The sequence below is a fragment of the Rhodococcus rhodochrous genome, assembly GCF_900187265.1.
GTDB lineage: Bacteria > Actinomycetota > Actinomycetes > Mycobacteriales > Mycobacteriaceae > Rhodococcus > Rhodococcus rhodochrous.
In genome coordinates, this window is sequence record NZ_LT906450.1 from 26,471 (window position 1) to 42,933 (window position 16,463).

Genomic DNA, 16,463 nt, shown 5'->3' on the forward strand with positions numbered 1-16,463 from the left:
AGGACCTCACGTGTCGCACGACGTACACCATTTCTCCATGGGGATGTGGGTATTCTTCCTCTCCTACACCACCGCCGTGATGGGCTCCTTCGTCGGATTGTCGTGCGTCCGGCGGTCGCTCGAAGAACCGCGGCGCAGCGGCAACTGGTGGCTCCTCATGGCGTCGTTGTCCATCGGCGGTGTGGGCATCTGGCTCATGCACTTCATCGGCATGATGGGCTTCTCCGTGCCGGGGACGACCATCCGGTACGAACTGGCACCGACGGTCTTCTCCGTCGTACTCGCCGTCGTCGCGACTCTCGTGGGCCTGCGGATAGCCGACGTACACGATGTCAGCAAGCACCGCATTCCCGAATCGGTGCGGTTGCTCGTCGGCGGGCTGCTGATGGGCGCCGCCGTCAGCATGATGCACTACAGCGGCATGTACGCCATCCGCATCCGGGGCACGATCGAACACGAGACGGGGTACGTGATCGCCTCGGTGATCATCGGTGTCGTCGCCTCCACGGCCGCACTCGCGCTGGCCCGCCGCGCGCGTCGTCTCGAGATCCGCGTCGTCGCGGCCTTCGTCATGGGATGCGCGGTCGTGGCGCTGCACTACACCGGCATGGCCGGCGTGCGGGTCACCCTTGATCCGAGCATGCCCGCCCCGGAAGGCATGACCGTGATGTCGTTGCTGTTCCCGGCGTTCGTCCTCGGCATCATCGTCCTGGCCGTGCCGATCACCGCGTTGCTACTCGCCTCCAACCCGGAGGACGCCGTGCGCGACGCCCGGCTCGAGCAGTGGGCATCGGGGGTGGAACGGCAGGTCGACCGCGACCCGGTCACCGGATCCCACATGTGAGAGCTCGGTTCCGGACAGATCTCGGGCTGTGAAGTGCCTGTCCTTCTCGGCATCGGCTGACCTGCACCTATAGACTCGTGTGGTTGCGAGACGTCCGTCGGGCCGAAGGCCGGAGCCGGGCGTGCGAGCCGAGTAGAAGAAGGAGCTCATGACCGACACCACGTTGCCTCCGGAGGGGCCGGGGCACGACCGCATCGAGCCCGTCGACATCCAGCAGGAGATGCAGAGCAGCTACATCGATTACGCGATGAGCGTGATCGTGGGCCGTGCTCTGCCCGACGTGCGTGACGGTCTCAAACCGGTGCACCGTCGCGTGCTCTACGCGATGTTCGACAACGGCTTCCGCCCCGACCGCGGGTACGTGAAGTCGGCGCGCGCGGTCGCCGAGACCATGGGCAACTACCACCCGCACGGCGACGCGTCGATCTACGACACGCTCGTGCGTCTGGCACAGCCGTGGTCGATGCGCTATCCGCTCGTCGACGGCCAGGGCAACTTCGGTTCCCGCGGCAACGACGGCGCCGCCGCCATGCGGTACACCGAGTGCCGGCTCACGCCGCTCGCGATGGAGATGCTGCGGGAGATCGACCACGAGACGGTCGATTTCCAGCCGAACTACGACGGCCGCACGCAGGAGCCGACGGTTCTCCCCAGCCGTATCCCCAACCTGTTGATCAACGGTTCGGGCGGTATCGCGGTCGGTATGGCCACCAACATCCCGCCGCACAATCTCGGCGAGGTGGCGGAGGCCATCTACTGGGCGCTCGAGAACTTCGAGGCCGACGAGGAGACCACCCTCGCCGCCGTGATGGAGCGGATCAAGGGACCGGACTTCCCGACCTCCGGCCTGATCACCGGATCGCAGGGCATCCACGATGCCTACACCACCGGTCGCGGATCGGTGAAGATGCGCGGTGTCGTGGAGATCGAAGAGGATGCCAAGGGCCGCACCAGCATCGTCATCACCGAGCTGCCCTACATGGTCAACCCGGACAACCTCATCACGTCGATCGCCGAGCAGGTCCGCGACGGCAAGATCGCGGGCATCTCCGACATCCACGACGAGTCGTCCGACCGCGTCGGCATGCGCATCGTCGTCACCGTCCGCCGCGACGCGGTGGCCAAGGTGGTTCTCAACAACCTCTACAAGCACACGCAGCTGCAGACGAGTTTCGGCTGCAACATGCTGTCGATCGTCGACGGGGTGCCGCGCACGCTGCGCCTCGACCAGATGATCCGGTTGTACGTCAACCACCAGATCGAGGTCATCGTCCGGCGTACGCGGTACCTGCTGCGCAAGGCCGAGGAACGCGCCCACATCCTGCGCGGCCTGGTCAAGGCCCTCGACGCGCTCGACGAGGTCATCGCGCTCATCCGCGCGTCGCAGACCGTCGACATCGCGCGTGCCGGCCTGATCGAGCTGCTCACGGTCGACGAGATCCAGGCCGACGCGATCCTGGCGATGCAGCTGCGTCGCCTCGCCGCTCTCGAACGGCAGAAGATCGTCGACGACCTCGCCGAGATCGAGCGCGAGATCGAGGACTACAAGGACATCCTGGCCCGCCCCGAGCGGCAGCGTGCCATCGTCCGCGACGAGCTGAAGGAGATCGTCGACAAGTACGGCGACGAGCGTCGTACGCGGATCGTCGCGGCCGACGGCGACGTCAACGACGAGGACCTCATCGCACGCGAGGACGTCGTCGTCACGATCACCGAGACCGGCTACGCCAAGCGCACGCGTACCGACCTGTACCGCTCGCAGAAGCGCGGCGGCAAGGGCGTCAAGGGTGCCGAGCTCAAGCAGGACGACATCGTCAAGCACTTCTTCGTGACGTCCACGCACGACTGGCTGCTGTTCTTCACCACGAAGGGCCGCGTCTACCGCGCGAAGGCGTACGAGCTGCCCGAGGCGAACCGCACGGCCCGCGGTCAGCACGTCGCGAACCTGCTGGCCTTCCAGCCCGACGAGCGCATCCAGGGCGTCATCCGCCTCAAGACCTACGAGGATGCGCCGTATCTGGTGCTCGCGACCCGCAACGGCCTGGTCAAGAAGTCGCGCCTGTCGGACTTCGACTCCAACCGTTCGGGCGGCATCGTCGCGATCAACCTGCGTGGCGACGACGAGCTCGTCGGCGCGGTGCTGTGCTCCGCCGAGGACGATCTGCTCCTCGTCTCGCAGCAGGGCCAGTCGATCCGCTTCTCGGCCACCGACGAGGCGCTGCGTCCGATGGGCCGCGCGACCTCCGGTGTGCAGGGCATGCGGTTCAACGGCGAGGACAAGCTGCTCTCGCTCAACGTCGTCAAGGAGGGCACCTACCTGCTGGTCGCTACCTCGGGTGGTTACGCCAAGCGCACCCCGATGGAGGACTACCCGGTCCAGGGCCGCGGCGGTAAGGGTGTTCTGACCATCCAGTACGACCGCAAGCGTGGCAACCTGGTCGGGGCGCGCATCGTCGAGGACGACGACGAGTTGTACGCCATCACCTCGAGCGGCGGTGTCATCCGCACTGCGGCGAAGCAGGTGCGCAAGGCAGGCCGTCAGACCAAGGGCGTGCGGCTCATGAACCTGGCCGAGGGCGATACATTGCTCGCGATCGCGCGCAACGCCGACGAGCCGGACGAAGCCGACGCAGCCGGAGCTAAGGAGTCGTAAGTGAGCACTCCCCAGGGACCGAACGGGGCCGATCGCGGGCAACCCGGTCGGAAGCCGGAGGACCGTACAGAGAACGAGGTGAAGCCCGAGAACAAGGGCACGCAGCAGGGCCCGGCCTCGGAGCAGAAACCGGCGCCGGAGAACCGGCCGTCGCAGTCGTCCCCGACACAGCCTTCGCAGGCTCCTGGGACACCGGCGCAGGGCTCGTCCGCTCCCGCGGCGGGAGCTGCAGCGGATCCGGCACCCGCGCAGGGTTCGGCCGACCGGACGCCGGCAGCCGGGCAGAAGGCCGCCGAGCCGACGGCGAAGGCGGCGCAGGACAAGCCTGCTCGGGGCGACGCTCCGAAGTCCGGCGGTGCCTCGGCCGACGGTGGGAACGGACGGTCGGCTGCGGCCGATCAGCCGGCCACCGGACAGCAGCGCACCGCTCAGATGCCCCGCTCCGGCGGCCCGACCCCTCCCTGGCAGCGGGGAGCGGCGTCGGCGCAGTCGGGCTCTCCGCAGAACGCTCCGCAGACGAACGTTCCGGGTGTGGGTCCGGGTCTGTCGAAGCAGGGGGGCACGCCTCAGCGTCCCGCTGCGGCCTCGGCCAAGGGTTCCGAGACCGGAGGCCCGGCGCCGTCGACGCGTCCCGTCGTGACCGGCACAGCGGCTCCCAAGGCCGCCGGAGGAGCTCGCCCGGCCGGTGGCGGAGACTCCGCGCGCGGAGCGGGCGACCGGGCTGCTGCGGCGAAGGCGAAGTCCGCGGTCATCGACGGCCCGACGCGGCACATCGAGCGCAAGGATCTCGCCAAGGATCTGCCGGATCTGTCCGCGGTGAAGCATCCGTCGCCCGGCTCGCCGAGCACGGGGGAGACCCCGCAGGTGAGTGCTCCCAGCACCACCGCCGTTCCCACGGCGAGCCCCGCTGCCGGACCGCTGCGGGCCACCGTGCAGATCCGCCGCATCGACCCCTGGTCGATGTTGAAGATCTCGTCGGTGATCTCGGTGTCGCTGTTCTTCGTGTGGATGATCGCGGTCGGCCTGCTCTACGGCGTGCTGGCCGGCATGGGGGTGTGGGAACGCCTCAACAGTGCGTTCACCGACATCGTCTCCGACGCCGGTAGCGGTGCGCTCGTCTCGGCCGGCCAGGTGTTCGGCTACGCGACGATCATCGGCATCGCCAACACGGTGTTGCTGACGGCTCTCGCGACCCTCGGTGCGTTCATCTACAACCTCTGCACCGATCTCGTGGGCGGTGTCCAGGCCACCCTCGCAGACCCGGATTGACCTGCAGGAACACTGCCCCGCCGAGGCGATTTGTTTCCGGCGGCCCCGGTGGGGTAGTGTTCCATCTCGGTTCGAGGGCCTATAGCTCAGGCGGTTAGAGCGCTTCGCTGATAACGAAGAGGTCGGAGGTTCAAGTCCTCCTAGGCCCACTCCCGTGCCGGAAGGATGATCGGAATGAGGGTTCTCGCGCTTGTGGGAACCGGGATTCTGATCGTTCTCGGAATCGCTCGCATGCTTCGGAGCGAAGACGAATGGCACGCGGTTCCCAGCCGCTGATGCGGCGGACGGGGCCTTAGCTCAGTTGGTAGAGCGCTGCCTTTGCAAGGCAGATGTCAGGAGTTCGAATCTCCTAGGCTCCACAATCACATGAATACGGTTAGAGGGCGTTTCCGATCCTTCGGAAGCGCCCTTTCTCTGTTGCTGCACCACACTGTGTGCCCACATTCCACACTCGAAGGGTGACCGCCCGCCTCTCTCCACGACTCGCCGGAATCGTCGCCGCGCTGCCGCTGGAGCCGCACCTGCGGGTGCTGGAGATCGGGTGCGGTCCCGGTGCTGCAGCGCGAGCCGTCGCCGAACGGCTGACCACCGGGCACATCCTCGCCATCGACCGCTCCCGGGCGGCGATCGATCGACTGATCGTCTCGTCGGGCGACCTCATCGCGTCGGGACGGCTGAGTGCGCGCTGCGTGGCCGTCGAGGACTTCGTCGTGGAGGAGGACGAGGAGCTGTTCGACCTCGTCTTCGCGATCAGGGTGGGTGCACTCGATGGTCGGCATCCCGAAGCCGGCAGGGCCGCTCTGAGGCGGATTGCGGTGGCGACACGGCCGCAGGCGCGCCTGTTCGTCGACGGTGGTGACCCGCTCAGGGAGCTTCCGATTCCGAGGCGATCGTGAACGGTCCCGAATCGACGGTCCGTTTCACGTGAAACATCAGGACAGCGCGGTGGTGAGGACCCTGCGGATCGAGGTGCGCACCTCGTCGAGCCCGCGGCCGGATTCGATCAGTTCCGTGCCCTTGTGCACGAGAGCTGTGACGAGTTCGGCGTCGAGTTCGGGGTCTGCGACTCCCCGGGCGCGCAGCGCCTCGAGAAGTGGGAGGACCAGATCCTGGTGCATCGCGTGCATGCTCTCGTCGCTGAACGCCTGCGGTGTGAAGGTGGCGAGAGCACCGACGATCGCGTGTTCCCCCTCGGCGACCAGTTGCAGATTGACGTCGATGTACATCAGCACCCGCTCGGTCGGATCGGAGACCTCGTCCATCGCCTCGACCACGCGTTTGTTCCAGCGGGGGAACAGATCGACGACGACTGCGTGCAGCAGGTCGTCGCGGGAATCGAAATAGTTGTAGACGCTCGACCGTGCCAGACCGGCACGGCGGGCTACGTCGCCGAGAGAAGGCGCCTGTTCCGGCGTCTCGGCGAGGAGTTCGAGTGCTGCGTCGAGGAGGGCACGGCGCTGCGCGGCGCGATGCTCCGCGACCGTCGCTGCGGAAATCTTCGGCACCGCCGGCCCTCCTCGTTCAGCTGTCGACTTCTCAGTCGTGTGGTCGAAGTCTTCCGTCGACCATTTCCAATACGCGGTCGCAGTGCCGCAGGACTTCGTGGTCGTGGGTGACCATGATCGTAGCCACCCCACTGGTGTGGGTTTCGCGTGCCAGCAGTTCGACGACCTCGTGGCTGCGTTTGCGATCCAGCGCCGCGGTGGGTTCGTCGACGAGCAGCAGCGACGGTTCGGCCATCAGGGCACGGGCGATGCCGACCCGCTGACGCTCACCACCCGAGAGCTGACCCGGCCGACGGTCGGCGCGGTGCTCCATGCCCACCGAGGCGAGCAGTTCGGCGGGATTCCGCCCGGGCCGTCCGGTGATCTTCTCGACGAGGAGCAGTTGATCACGCGCCGTGAGGGCAGGGAGGAGGTTGCCGGACTGGAACACGAAACCGATGCGTTCGCGCCGCAGCTTCGTGGTGGCCTTCCGGTCGAGTTCGGTCAGTTCGATCCCGTCGACCTTCACGGCGCCGGAGGTGGGTCGGCTCAGGCCGCCCGCGACCGCCAGCAGGCTCGACTTGCCGGCGCCGGACGGGCCGACGATCGCGACGAGTTCACCGGGGGCGACGTCCAGATCGACGTGGTCGAGGGCGTGGACCGTGCTGTCACCGTCGCCGAAGGACAGGCAGACGTCGGCCAGGCTCAGACCTGTGGTGGTGGTGACGGTCATCGGTTCTCTCCCAGTGCTGCGAGCGGGTCGACGCGGACGATGCGGGCCACGGCGAGCGCGGCGCCGACGAGGCCGAGGACGACGAGCAGGACGGCGCCCTGCACGATCGGCCCGGTCTCGAGGACGAACGGCATACCGCTGCCTTCGAGGCCCGATCCGAGACCGAGGCCGATGAGCACGCCGACGGCCACGGAGCCGACGAGCACGATCACAGCCTGCAGGAGCGAGTCGCGCAGGAGGAAGCCGGTGGAGGCGCCCATCGCGCGGAGCACGGCGATCTCACGGCTGCGCTGCACCGTCCAGATCGTGAAGAACGCTCCGACGACGAGGGCGGAGATCGCGTAGAGGAACGCGATGATCATCGACATCGTCATCATCTCGGCGCTGTAGCCGGGGGAGGCGTCGAACGATTCCTCGAGGGTCTTCGCGGCCGTACCGGCCTCTGCGTCGCCGGCGGCGAGGTCGGGCAGTGCTCCGTCGACGCCCTCGATCGCGATCACGCTGGCTTCGGTGTACGCGCTCGGGGGGACCTGCTCACCGAGCCGGACGCCGGCGTGGATCTCCTGCCAGGTGTTCAGGGGCAGGTAGGCGACGTCGACGTGTCCGAAGGTGCGCTTGTCGGAGGTGAATCCGACGACGTTCAGCCGGGTACCGAGACGGTCGACGACGATGGTGTCGCCGAGTTCGACACCGGTGGCGCGGGCGCTGTCGCTGAGGACGACGTCGGTGTCACCGCCGATCGGTGTCCCCTCGGCGACCGAGGGTTCGAGGAACGAGCCCGGCCGGATGCCGAAGAGGGTGAGGTCGACGGGGGTTCCACCGTCGGTCTTCGCGTTGACGATGGTGTTGCCGAACAGTTCGGCCCGGGCGACGTCCGGGCGGGCACGCCAGGCGTCGGCCTGGTCCTCCGTGACCACGGATCGGGAGAACGCGGAGTCGGTCTTGGTCCCCTCGGCGAAGGCGAACGCCTGGACCGGTGTGCGCTGCAGGGCGGAGACACCGTCGACGACGAGACCGGACGACAGGCCGGACAGGATGACCATGAGGATCGAGATGAGCGCGACGACCGCGCCCATCAACAGAAAGCGGGTGCGCGCAAACCATAGTTCGCGCATGGCAAGAAACATGTGGAGTCCTTCGTGGGCTGGACCGGACAGGTACCCCCGATCTTCTCGACGGCACGTCGATATCTTACCGACATGCTGTCGGCATCTTTACGTGACGGTTACTACATTAGGTAGTAATTGCAGGTGAGGGAAGTATTCTGACCCCATGGCCGTCGACGTGGAGACCGTGAGGCGCATGCGCGCGGTCTTCGTGGGCGCAATCTCGGTCACCCTGAGCACCGCCGCGCACGCAGTCGCGGGCGGCGCCGTGCCGCATCAGGACGTGCTGGTGCTCCTCGCCGGTTCGGCTGTCGCCTCCGGTCTGCTCGCCGCGGAGACCCGCCTTCCGGTGCCGCTGCTCCTCGTCCTCGCTCAGGTGACAGGGCACCTCGTGCTCGGACTGCACGACGGCCATCTGCACACCCCGACAGCCGGGATGCTCGTCGCCCACGTCGCCGCGGTCGCCGTGGCGGCTCTGCTCCTGCGCGGCGCCGAGAAGGGCTGCGAGGTGGCGCTCGCGGCCCTGCACCGGATGGTCCCCGAGCTGTTCCGCGCGCTGCCCGTGGCCGTCGTGGAGCCCACCCGCATCGCCCACCGGCCCCGCGTGGGCCCGGGGGTCCTGCTCGTCGGTGGGGTGGGAAGTCGCGGGCCACCCGCAGTTCTCCGTTAGATCCCTCATTCGGTCGTCTCCCGACGACCGTTCGTTCGGCGTGCCCGTATGCCGCCACCGATCCACGGAGAATCATGAAGAAGACCCTGCTCTGCACCGCGAGCGTCGCCGTCGCCACCGCACTGTTCGCGACCGCCTGCGGATCCGAGACCACCACGACCTCGGCGGATGCCGTCGTCGTCGCGATGCCTGGGTGAAGGCCTCCGACACCGGGATGACCGGAGCCTTCGCCGAGATCGAGAACACCGGAAGCGACGACGTGCACATCGTGGGCGCGTCCAGCCCCTCGTCCGCCTCCACCGAACTGCACGAAATGGTGTCTGCGGAGGGCACCTCGATGGTCATGCAGGAGATGGGCGACGGGCTCGTCGTTCCTGCCGGGACCACCCACACCCTCGCTCCCGGCGGTGATCACCTCATGCTCATGGACCTCGCCGAACCCCTGAGGCCCGGCAGCACGGTGAGCTTCACGCTCGAGTTCGCGGACGGTTCCACCGAGGAGTTCACCGCCCAGGTCCGCGACTTCGCCGGAGCGCAGGAGGAATACGTGCCGGCCGACGGAGCGGCGCACGATGGCTAGGTTCACCCGACGCGCTCTGCTCGGTGGCGGTGTCGCCGCACTGGGTGCCGCGGGACTCGGCGCGGTCGGTGGCGGGACGGCGGTCGCGTCCCGCATCCCCGAACCGATCGGCGCGCGGACCGTGGAGATCCACGGCGCTCATCAGGCCGGTATCGACACCTCCGCGCAGTCGTTCGCGTCGTTCGTGGCACTGGACCTCGCCGACGGTATCGATCGTGACGGGCTCGTCGGGATCATGCGGGTGTGGGCCGAGGACGCCCGGCGCCTCACCACCGGCATGCCCGCGCTGGGCGACACCGAACCCGAACTCGCCGTCGACCCGGCCCGGCTGACGGTCACCGTCGGCTACGGTCCCGCGGTCTTCGACGCCGCTGGTCTGACCGATCTGCGGCCGGCGTGGCTGAAGCCGCTGCCGGCCTTCCCGATCGACCGGCTCGAGGAACGATGGTCGGGCGGCGACCTGCTGTTGCAGGTCTGCGCCGACGACCCGGTGACCGTCTCGCACGCGGTGCGCACACTCACCAGGAGTGTGCGCTCGCTGGCGACGGTCCGCTGGATCCAGCGCGGATTCCGGCGTGCGGCCGGCACGCGGCCCGACGGGACGACGATGCGCAACCTCATGGGTCAGGTCGACGGCACCGTCAATCCCGTCCCGCACAGCCCGGACTTCGACCGGCAGGTGTGGAATCCGGGCGACCCGCCGTGGATGGCCGGCGGTACCTCGCTGGTGCTGCGCCGGATCCGCATGGAACTCGACACGTGGGACGAGCTGGACCGTCCGGCTCGCGAGCTCGCGGTCGGCCGGCGACTGTCGAACGGTGCTCCCCTGACGGGTTCGGAGGAATACGACGACGCCGATTTCGAGGCCACCGACCGGTTCGGCATCCCGGTGATCCCACCGGAATCGCACGTCGCGCGGGCACGTCCCCGCACCGGCGACGAGCAGTTCCTGCGACGGGGGTACAACTACGACGACCAGGACGGCGTCGGGCTGCTGTTCGCCGCCTACCAGGTGGACGTGGAGCGTCAGTTCGTCCCGGTGCAGCAGCGCCTCGCCGAGCACGACGCGCTGAATCCGTGGATCACCCCGATCGGGTCGGCCGTCTTCCTCCTTCCGCCGGGCTTCGGTCCCGACGGGTATCCCGGCGACGTCCTGCTGGGTGTCTGAGACAAGTCCGCGACGGATGTGGAATCGAGGTCTAGCCTCGATTGTGTGACCGAGATTACACAGATACGTCAAGGCTTCGCGTCGTTGCGGGAAGGCGGTCTGAACTGGGACGCCTTCCCGCTGCGTCTCTTCGCGAAGGGCAACGCAGCACATTGGGACCCGATGGACATCGACTTCTCCCACGACGCCGACGACTGGGCCTCGCTCAACTCCGAGCAGCGCCGCAGTTCGACCTATCTGGTCGCGTTGTTCGTCGCGGGTGAGGAGGCCGTCACCCAGGACATCCTCCCGTTCCTCCGCGCGATGGAGGCGGAAGGGCGACTGGGCGACGAGATGTACCTGACGCAGTTCTGCTACGAGGAGGCCAAGCACGTCCAGGTGTTCCGTCGCTGGATGGACACCGTGGGACTCACGTCCGACCTGCATCCCTTCGTCGCCGAGAATCCCTACTACCGGAAGCTGTTCTACGAGGAACTACCGCACAGCCTCCGCGTCCTCGAGAGCGATCCGTCGCCGGCCAACCAGGTCCGCGCGAGCGTCACCTACAACCACGTCATCGAGGGCAGTCTCGCGCTGACCGGGTACTACGCGTGGCAGAAGGTGTGCACGAAGTTCGGGATCCTTCCGGGCATGCAGGAGATCATCCGGCGGATCGGCTCCGACGAGCGCCGACACATGGCCTGGGGCACGTTCACCTGCAGACGGCATGTGGCAGCGGACGATTCGAACTGGAACGTCGTGCTGCAGCGGATGGAGGAACTGATTCCCCTCGCGACCGGCATGATCCAGTGGCAGAACGAGCAGTTCGACGAACAGCCCTACGGCCTCGACAACGACGAGTTCATCTCCTACGCGGCGGACCGGGCCCAGAGACGGCTCGGCGCAATCGAATCCGCGCGCGGGCGTCCCCTCGAGGAGATCGATCTCGATTTTGCTCCCGCGGTGCTCGAGGACCGTTTCGGCGACGAGGACGCTGCCGCTCTCGCCGCAGTGCCCACTCCCGATCGCATCCCGGCGGAGCGAGCGGGAGAGTAGTCAGAGCAGCACGCCCACGACGAGCGCGATCAACACGAGAACGGCAACGGCTGCGATGGCCACCGTTCTCGTGTTGCCGCCGCCGGTCTCCTCCTCGGTGTCGGCGGTGAGAACGGGCACGGGCGCGGACTCCTCCGCGGCGTTGCGCGCGCCCACGAGGTTCTCGGCGTCGATGCGCCGCTCGAGTTCTCGCAGTCGCGCGAGACCACCGGTGAGAACGTCGGTTTCGTCGTAGGAGGGTGGCAGTCCGATCCTGGTCTTGTTGGTCTCGCGTGCCGGGGTGAATCCGGCCGCGAGGATCGCCGCGCCGAGCGCCGCGGTCTGTTCCGGTCCCGGGCCGACGAGACTGCGCACCGTGAGCTTCGTGGCGAGGCTGTTCGCGATCCCCTGGATATGGGTGCGGTCGCGTGCGACGAGACCGTCGCCCATGACGACGACCGCCTCGAGATTGTCCGGAATCCAGCCGAACGATCCGAGGGCCGTGGCGAGTTGGGCTGCCGGGGACGGAGCGCCCTGGGCGGGAGTGCGGTAGGCCTTGCCGGCGGGCACGCCCGAACGCACGAGGGTGACGGTCGAGCCGCCGTCGTCGAGGTGGAAGACCCCGACGAGCTGGCCCGGGGTCTCGGATATCTCGGAGGCGTACCAGGCGGCGGCCGCCTGCGCGTCGGACACGAGGTCGACGTGTCGCAGATCCGCATAGTCCAGGGCCGCGCGCAAGGTCGCGATGGTGTCCGGATCCCAGTGCGACGGGTAGGTCGCGGCGTAGCCGGGGTCGCTGTCGCGGTCCATGCCGCCGAAGGTGGGCAGCGGGTGGCACTCCCGCAGCAGGCAGTGGATGGCGGTGGCCATCGCGTCCTCGGCGCGGTACATGCGACCGTCGCTCGCGGTGATGCCCGATGCGTCGCCGACCCGCGTGAGGAAGCCCGCGATCGTGCGCGCTTCGTCGCCGTGCGCCACGCTGCCGAGTGACGTGTTGCCGTCGTGGTCGACGTGCAGGACGGAGTCGCGGGCGAGGACGACAGGGTCGGGAGTGCCGGGTTCGTTGGACGCGATGACCGCCGTGGACACGACTCGCCCGATCCGGAGGCCGACACCGATTGCCATGTCTTCCCTTCCCTCGAGAGGCTGCTCGTCCGTCTTGCCGGCGAGACCCGACTCGCTCCGGGTGCGCCGGACAAATGCACCGCTTCGGGCGCGAAGAACGATTGTGGCAGACAGGGTGGGAAGTGCCGACCTTACTTTCCGGTAAGTACGTGTTACAGTCCGTACCGCCGTGACGAGGGACACACGGCTCCGGTGGATCCAGGTGGAGGAACAACACAATGGGGCGTGCTCGGAAGTGGATGGCCGCGGCGGTGACCACGACGGTCCTCGCGGGTGGACTTCTCGGAACCGCGACGACAGCGGGAGCCGAGACGGACTTCTATCTCCCGCCGGATCCGCTGCCGACGAGTGCTCCCGGCGACGTCCTGCGCACGGCACCGTCCGATCTGGCGTTGCGCGCACCCGTCGCCGACGGTGTCTTCCCCGGTCAGGGCACCAAACTGCTGTACCGCAGCAACGACGCCAAGGGTGCGCCCAACGCGGTGAGCGGCACCTACATCGAACCGTCGACGCCGTGGGACGGTCCCGGCGACCGGCCGCTCGTCGCACTGGCCATCGGCACCCACGGTCAGGGTGACCAGTGCGCGCCGTCCCGCAACCTCGGGGCGCTCGTGAACTACAACCCGCCCCTCGACTTCTTCACCGAGTACGAGGTGCTGTCGATCAACGCGCTACTGCTGCGCGGCATCGCCGTGGTCGTCACCGACTACGACGGTCTCGGTACGCCGGGGCACCACACCTACGTGAACCGCGCCGCCGAGGCCCACGCTGTCCTCGACTCGGTGCGTGCGGCGCTGAAGCTCGAGAACGCGTCGGTGACGGAGAACAGCCCGGTCGGCCTGTTCGGTTACTCGCAGGGCGGCGGCGCGTCGGGCGCTGCGGCCGAGCTCGCACCCGAGTACGCCCCCGAACTGAACCTCGTCGGCGCCTACGTGGGTGCTCCGCCCGCCGACCTGGTGGCCACGCTGAAGCAGATCGACGGCACACTGCTCACCGGTGCCATCGGATACACGATCAACGGCCTGGCCGACGCCTACCCGGAGATCCGCGACGAGATCGACGCCGAGGTCAGCGATCACGGTCGCGAGATGCTCGCCGCGGTGGCGAACCAGTGCGTCCCGGAGACGATCGCGAACTTCGCGTTCCAGCGCACCGGCGACTACACCCGCACGGGTGAGCCCCTCGACGTCGTGCTCGAGCGCCTTCCCCAGGTCCAGAAGATCCTCGCGGAGCAGCGCATCGGCAACCGCACCCCGGCCGTGCCCGTCCTGCTCCAGCACGGCACGCAGGACGACACCGTCCCTTACGGTCAGGGCCGTCAGCTGGCGCTGGACTGGTGCGACAAGGGCGCGACGGTGCAGTTCCTGCCCAACACGACCCCGCCGATCCTGCCCGGCTTCATCATCAACCATGCGGTGCCGATGATCGGCGGACTGCCCGAGTCCGTCTCGTACATCGAAGCGCGACTGCGCGGTGAGCCCGCACCGTCGAACTGCGGAGCCTTCTGACGCTCCGGCCGATCCACAACGGAGCCGGCCCGCACTCCCTTTCGGGATGCGGGTCGGCTCCGTGTGCGGGGACTACACCGAGTGTCGGGTGTCGATGATCCGGCGCGCGACGTTCGTCTCGGTCGACGGACCCGGTTCCCAGCGGGAGATCCACGGGCCGGTGCCCTCGCTCGGATCGAGCACGCCGCGCTCGAGCCACTCGTATCTACCCTCGAGAACGCCGGCCGCGGTGCGACGGTCCTCGGCGTCGGTGTTCGTCCACAGGGCGTCGAACAACTTCTCCACACGCAGCCGCGACTGCTTGCAGAAGGCGTCGGCCAGCTCGAAGGCCGCGTCGGCTCCCGGATGCCCGTCCACGCGTTGCCGTTCGGCGCGCACGCACACGGCGGTCGCGGCGAACAGTTCGGCCCCGATGTCGACGATCCGGCCGAGGAAGTTCTCCCGCTTCTCGAGCGCGGCCTGCCAGCGGGCCATCCCGTAGAAGGTCGAGCGGGCGAGCTTGCGTGAACTGCGTTCGATGTACCTCAGATGAGGTGCCAGGGAACCGAATTCGTTGTATGTCCGCGGTAACTGTCCCTTACCGGCGACGAGCTTCGGGAGCCACCGGGCGTAGAACCCGCTCGCCCGTACCGCGGCCTGCGCCTTCTCCTTCCCCGTCGAATCGGGGTCGGCGAGTTCGCCGGCCGCGCGCAGGTGGGCGTCGACCGCCTCGCGGGCGACGAGCAGACGCATGATCTCGCTCGACCCTTCGAAGATCCGGTTGATCCGCAGGTCGCGGACGAGTTGCTCTGCGGGAACGGCCCGTTCACCGCGTGCCGCGAGGGACTCGGCGGTCTCGTAACCGCGTCCGCCGCGGATCTGCACGAGTTCGTCGGCGATGAGGCATCCCATCTCGCTCGCCCACAACTTCGCCAGCGCCGCCTCGATGCGGATGTCGTTGCGCTGCTCGTCGTTCATCTGCCCCGACAGTTCCACGACGGACTCGAGTGCGTAGGTGGTCGCGGCGATGAACGAGATCTTCGCTGCGACGGCCTCGTGTTCACCGACCGGCCTGCCCCACTGCACCCGCTCCGACGACCATTCGCGGGCGATCTTCAGCGCCCACTTGCCGGCGCCCGCGCACATCGCGGGGATGGCGAGGCGACCGGCGTTGAGCGTCGTCAACGCGATCTTCAGGCCGTCGCCCTCACGCCCGATGAGGTTCTCCTTCGGAACCCGCACCTTGTGCAGTCGGGTCACGCCGTTCTCGATACCGCGCAGGCCCATGAAGGAGTTGCGGCGTTCGACGGTGATGCCCGGCGAATCCGCTTCCACGACGAAGGCGGAGATCCCGCCGCGATGGCCCTCGCTCTTCGGTACACGGGCCATGACGACGAGCAGTTCGGCGACCACCCCGTTGGTCGTCCACAGCTTGACGCCCTCGAGTTCGTAGGCGCTGCCGTCCTCGACGGGAGTGGCGGTGGACGCGAGTCGGGCGGGATCGGACCCGACGTCGGGTTCGGTGAGCAGGAAGGCCGAGATGGCGCCACGCGCGCATCTCGGCAGGAAGCGCTGTTTCTGCTCGGGGGTGCCGGCGAGCTTCAGCGGTTCCGGCACGCCGATCGACTGATGGGCCGACAGCAGCGCGCCGATGCTGGGGTGCACGCAGGCGACGACCGTCAGGGCCCGGTTGTAGGCGACCTGCGACAGGCCGAGGCCGCCGTACTCCTGGGGGATCTTCATACCGAAGCAGCCGAGTTCGGCCAGTTCACGTACGTATTCATCGGGTATCCGCGCGTCGCGTTCGATGCGGCCGCCGTCCATCGAACTGCACGCCGCGCGCAGGCGTGCGAGGAACTCCTCGGTGCGGGAGTCCTCGTCGGGTGTCGGTCGTGGGAAGGGGTGGACGAGGTCGAGGGTGAGCCGTCCGAGGAACAGTTCCTTCGCGAAGGACGGCTTGTTCCACTCGGATTCGCGGGCCTGCTCTGCTACTTCGCGAGCCTGCCGCTCGGTTACTTCGCGAGCCTGCTGCTCGGTGACCTGTGGGGTTCGGACATCGGCGCTGTCTGCCATGACTGCCTCCGGGTCGCGTGCCTACTGGTGAGTATGCACCCGGATGTGTCGCTTATCACAGCTTCGGCCAAGTCGATCATGAAGCGACAGGGATGTGAACGAGATCACTGCCGGGGAGGTGGTCGGAGACGTGCCGGTACACCCGGACGCGCCTCCGCTCGAATCGTCACCGACGACGTGCCCCGCCCGTCACTCGCCGATCCCACCGCGGATCGGAACGGAGGTGGCCATGGAATTCCTGGCCTTCGTCCCCGTCC

13 protein-coding genes, 2 tRNA genes and 1 pseudogene are annotated in these 16,463 nt (G+C 68.0%); 11 read left to right on the forward strand and 5 right to left on the reverse strand.

What is annotated here, in order from left to right; all coding sequences use genetic code 11:
• Positions 1-43: 43 nt before the first annotated feature.
• The 6 genes from CKW34_RS00130 to CKW34_RS00155 all read left to right on the forward strand — a co-directional run bounded on the left by CKW34_RS00130 (position 44) and on the right by CKW34_RS00155 (position 5,662).
• Positions 44-844, forward strand: a complete 801-nt coding sequence (locus CKW34_RS00130) for an MHYT domain-containing protein (RefSeq protein ID WP_059381957.1) — start codon at positions 44-46, stop codon at positions 842-844.
• A gap of 148 nt (positions 845-992) precedes the next feature.
• Positions 993-3,497 carry a DNA gyrase subunit A gene (gene gyrA, locus CKW34_RS00135; RefSeq protein WP_059381958.1) on the forward strand — a complete coding sequence of 835 codons (2,505 nt, stop codon included), beginning with the start codon at positions 993-995 and terminating at the stop codon, positions 3,495-3,497.
• Positions 3,498-4,766, forward strand: coding sequence for a DUF3566 domain-containing protein (locus CKW34_RS00140; RefSeq protein ID WP_059381959.1), 1,269 nt, complete (start codon positions 3,498-3,500; stop codon positions 4,764-4,766).
• 75 nt (positions 4,767-4,841) lie between these two features.
• Positions 4,842-4,915 (forward strand) — tRNA-Ile (locus CKW34_RS00145).
• Positions 4,916-5,052: 137 nt separating this feature from the next.
• Positions 5,053-5,125 (forward strand) — tRNA-Ala (locus CKW34_RS00150).
• Positions 5,126-5,224: 99 nt separating this feature from the next.
• Entirely contained in the window at positions 5,225-5,662 is a 438-nt protein-coding gene (locus tag CKW34_RS00155) for a class I SAM-dependent methyltransferase (protein WP_059381960.1), read from the forward strand.
• A gap of 36 nt (positions 5,663-5,698) precedes the next feature.
• Here CKW34_RS00155 and CKW34_RS00160 read toward each other — a convergent pair whose 3' ends face one another.
• Genes CKW34_RS00160 through CKW34_RS00170 form a run of 3 tightly spaced genes read right to left on the reverse strand, consistent with a single transcriptional unit; the run spans position 5,699 to position 8,110 of the window.
• Entirely contained in the window at positions 5,699-6,271 is a 573-nt protein-coding gene (locus tag CKW34_RS00160; RefSeq protein ID WP_059381961.1) for a TetR/AcrR family transcriptional regulator, read from the reverse strand.
• A 31-nt stretch (positions 6,272-6,302) separates the two neighbouring features.
• On the reverse strand, positions 6,303-6,983 hold the full coding sequence (locus tag CKW34_RS00165) for an ABC transporter ATP-binding protein (RefSeq protein ID WP_059381962.1): 681 nt from the start codon (positions 6,981-6,983) through the stop codon (positions 6,303-6,305).
• Positions 6,980-8,110, reverse strand: coding sequence for an ABC transporter permease (locus CKW34_RS00170; protein ID WP_059381963.1), 1,131 nt, complete (start codon positions 8,108-8,110; stop codon positions 6,980-6,982). Before CKW34_RS00170 ends, CKW34_RS00165 begins: the two co-directional genes overlap by 4 nt.
• A 145-nt stretch (positions 8,111-8,255) precedes the next feature.
• Here CKW34_RS00170 and CKW34_RS00175 point away from each other — a divergent pair, with 145 nt between their 5' ends.
• The 4 genes and pseudogenes from CKW34_RS00175 to CKW34_RS00190 all read left to right on the forward strand — a co-directional run bounded on the left by CKW34_RS00175 (position 8,256) and on the right by CKW34_RS00190 (position 11,542).
• Positions 8,256-8,759 (forward strand): hypothetical protein, encoded by a 504-nt coding sequence (locus CKW34_RS00175; RefSeq protein ID WP_059381964.1) that lies wholly within the window; start codon positions 8,256-8,258, stop codon positions 8,757-8,759.
• A gap of 74 nt (positions 8,760-8,833) precedes the next feature.
• Positions 8,834-9,339: pseudogene (locus CKW34_RS00180) on the forward strand (copper chaperone PCu(A)C).
• Positions 9,332-10,507, forward strand: coding sequence for a Dyp-type peroxidase (locus tag CKW34_RS00185; protein WP_059381965.1), 1,176 nt, complete (start codon positions 9,332-9,334; stop codon positions 10,505-10,507). Before CKW34_RS00180 ends, CKW34_RS00185 begins: the two are co-directional and overlap by 8 nt.
• A 45-nt stretch (positions 10,508-10,552) precedes the next feature.
• Positions 10,553-11,542 (forward strand): R2-like ligand-binding oxidase, encoded by a 990-nt coding sequence (locus tag CKW34_RS00190; protein ID WP_059381966.1) that lies wholly within the window; start codon positions 10,553-10,555, stop codon positions 11,540-11,542.
• Here CKW34_RS00190 and CKW34_RS00195 read toward each other — a convergent pair whose 3' ends face one another.
• The gene (locus tag CKW34_RS00195) at positions 11,543-12,646 is read right to left on the reverse strand and encodes a hypothetical protein (protein ID WP_059381967.1); all 1,104 of its coding nucleotides are present in this window, start codon (positions 12,644-12,646) and stop codon (positions 11,543-11,545) included. It lies immediately after the preceding gene.
• A 218-nt stretch (positions 12,647-12,864) separates the two neighbouring features.
• On the opposite strand from CKW34_RS00195, the gene CKW34_RS00200 reads away from it, so the two are divergent.
• Positions 12,865-14,154: a lipase family protein gene (locus CKW34_RS00200; RefSeq protein WP_059381968.1), complete on the forward strand. Its 1,290-nt coding sequence runs from the start codon at positions 12,865-12,867 to the stop codon at positions 14,152-14,154.
• A 72-nt stretch (positions 14,155-14,226) separates the two neighbouring features.
• Here CKW34_RS00200 and CKW34_RS00205 read toward each other — a convergent pair whose 3' ends face one another.
• Positions 14,227-16,206 (reverse strand): acyl-CoA dehydrogenase family protein, encoded by a 1,980-nt coding sequence (locus CKW34_RS00205; protein WP_059381969.1) that lies wholly within the window; start codon positions 16,204-16,206, stop codon positions 14,227-14,229.
• Between the last annotated feature and the right edge of the window lie 257 nt (positions 16,207-16,463).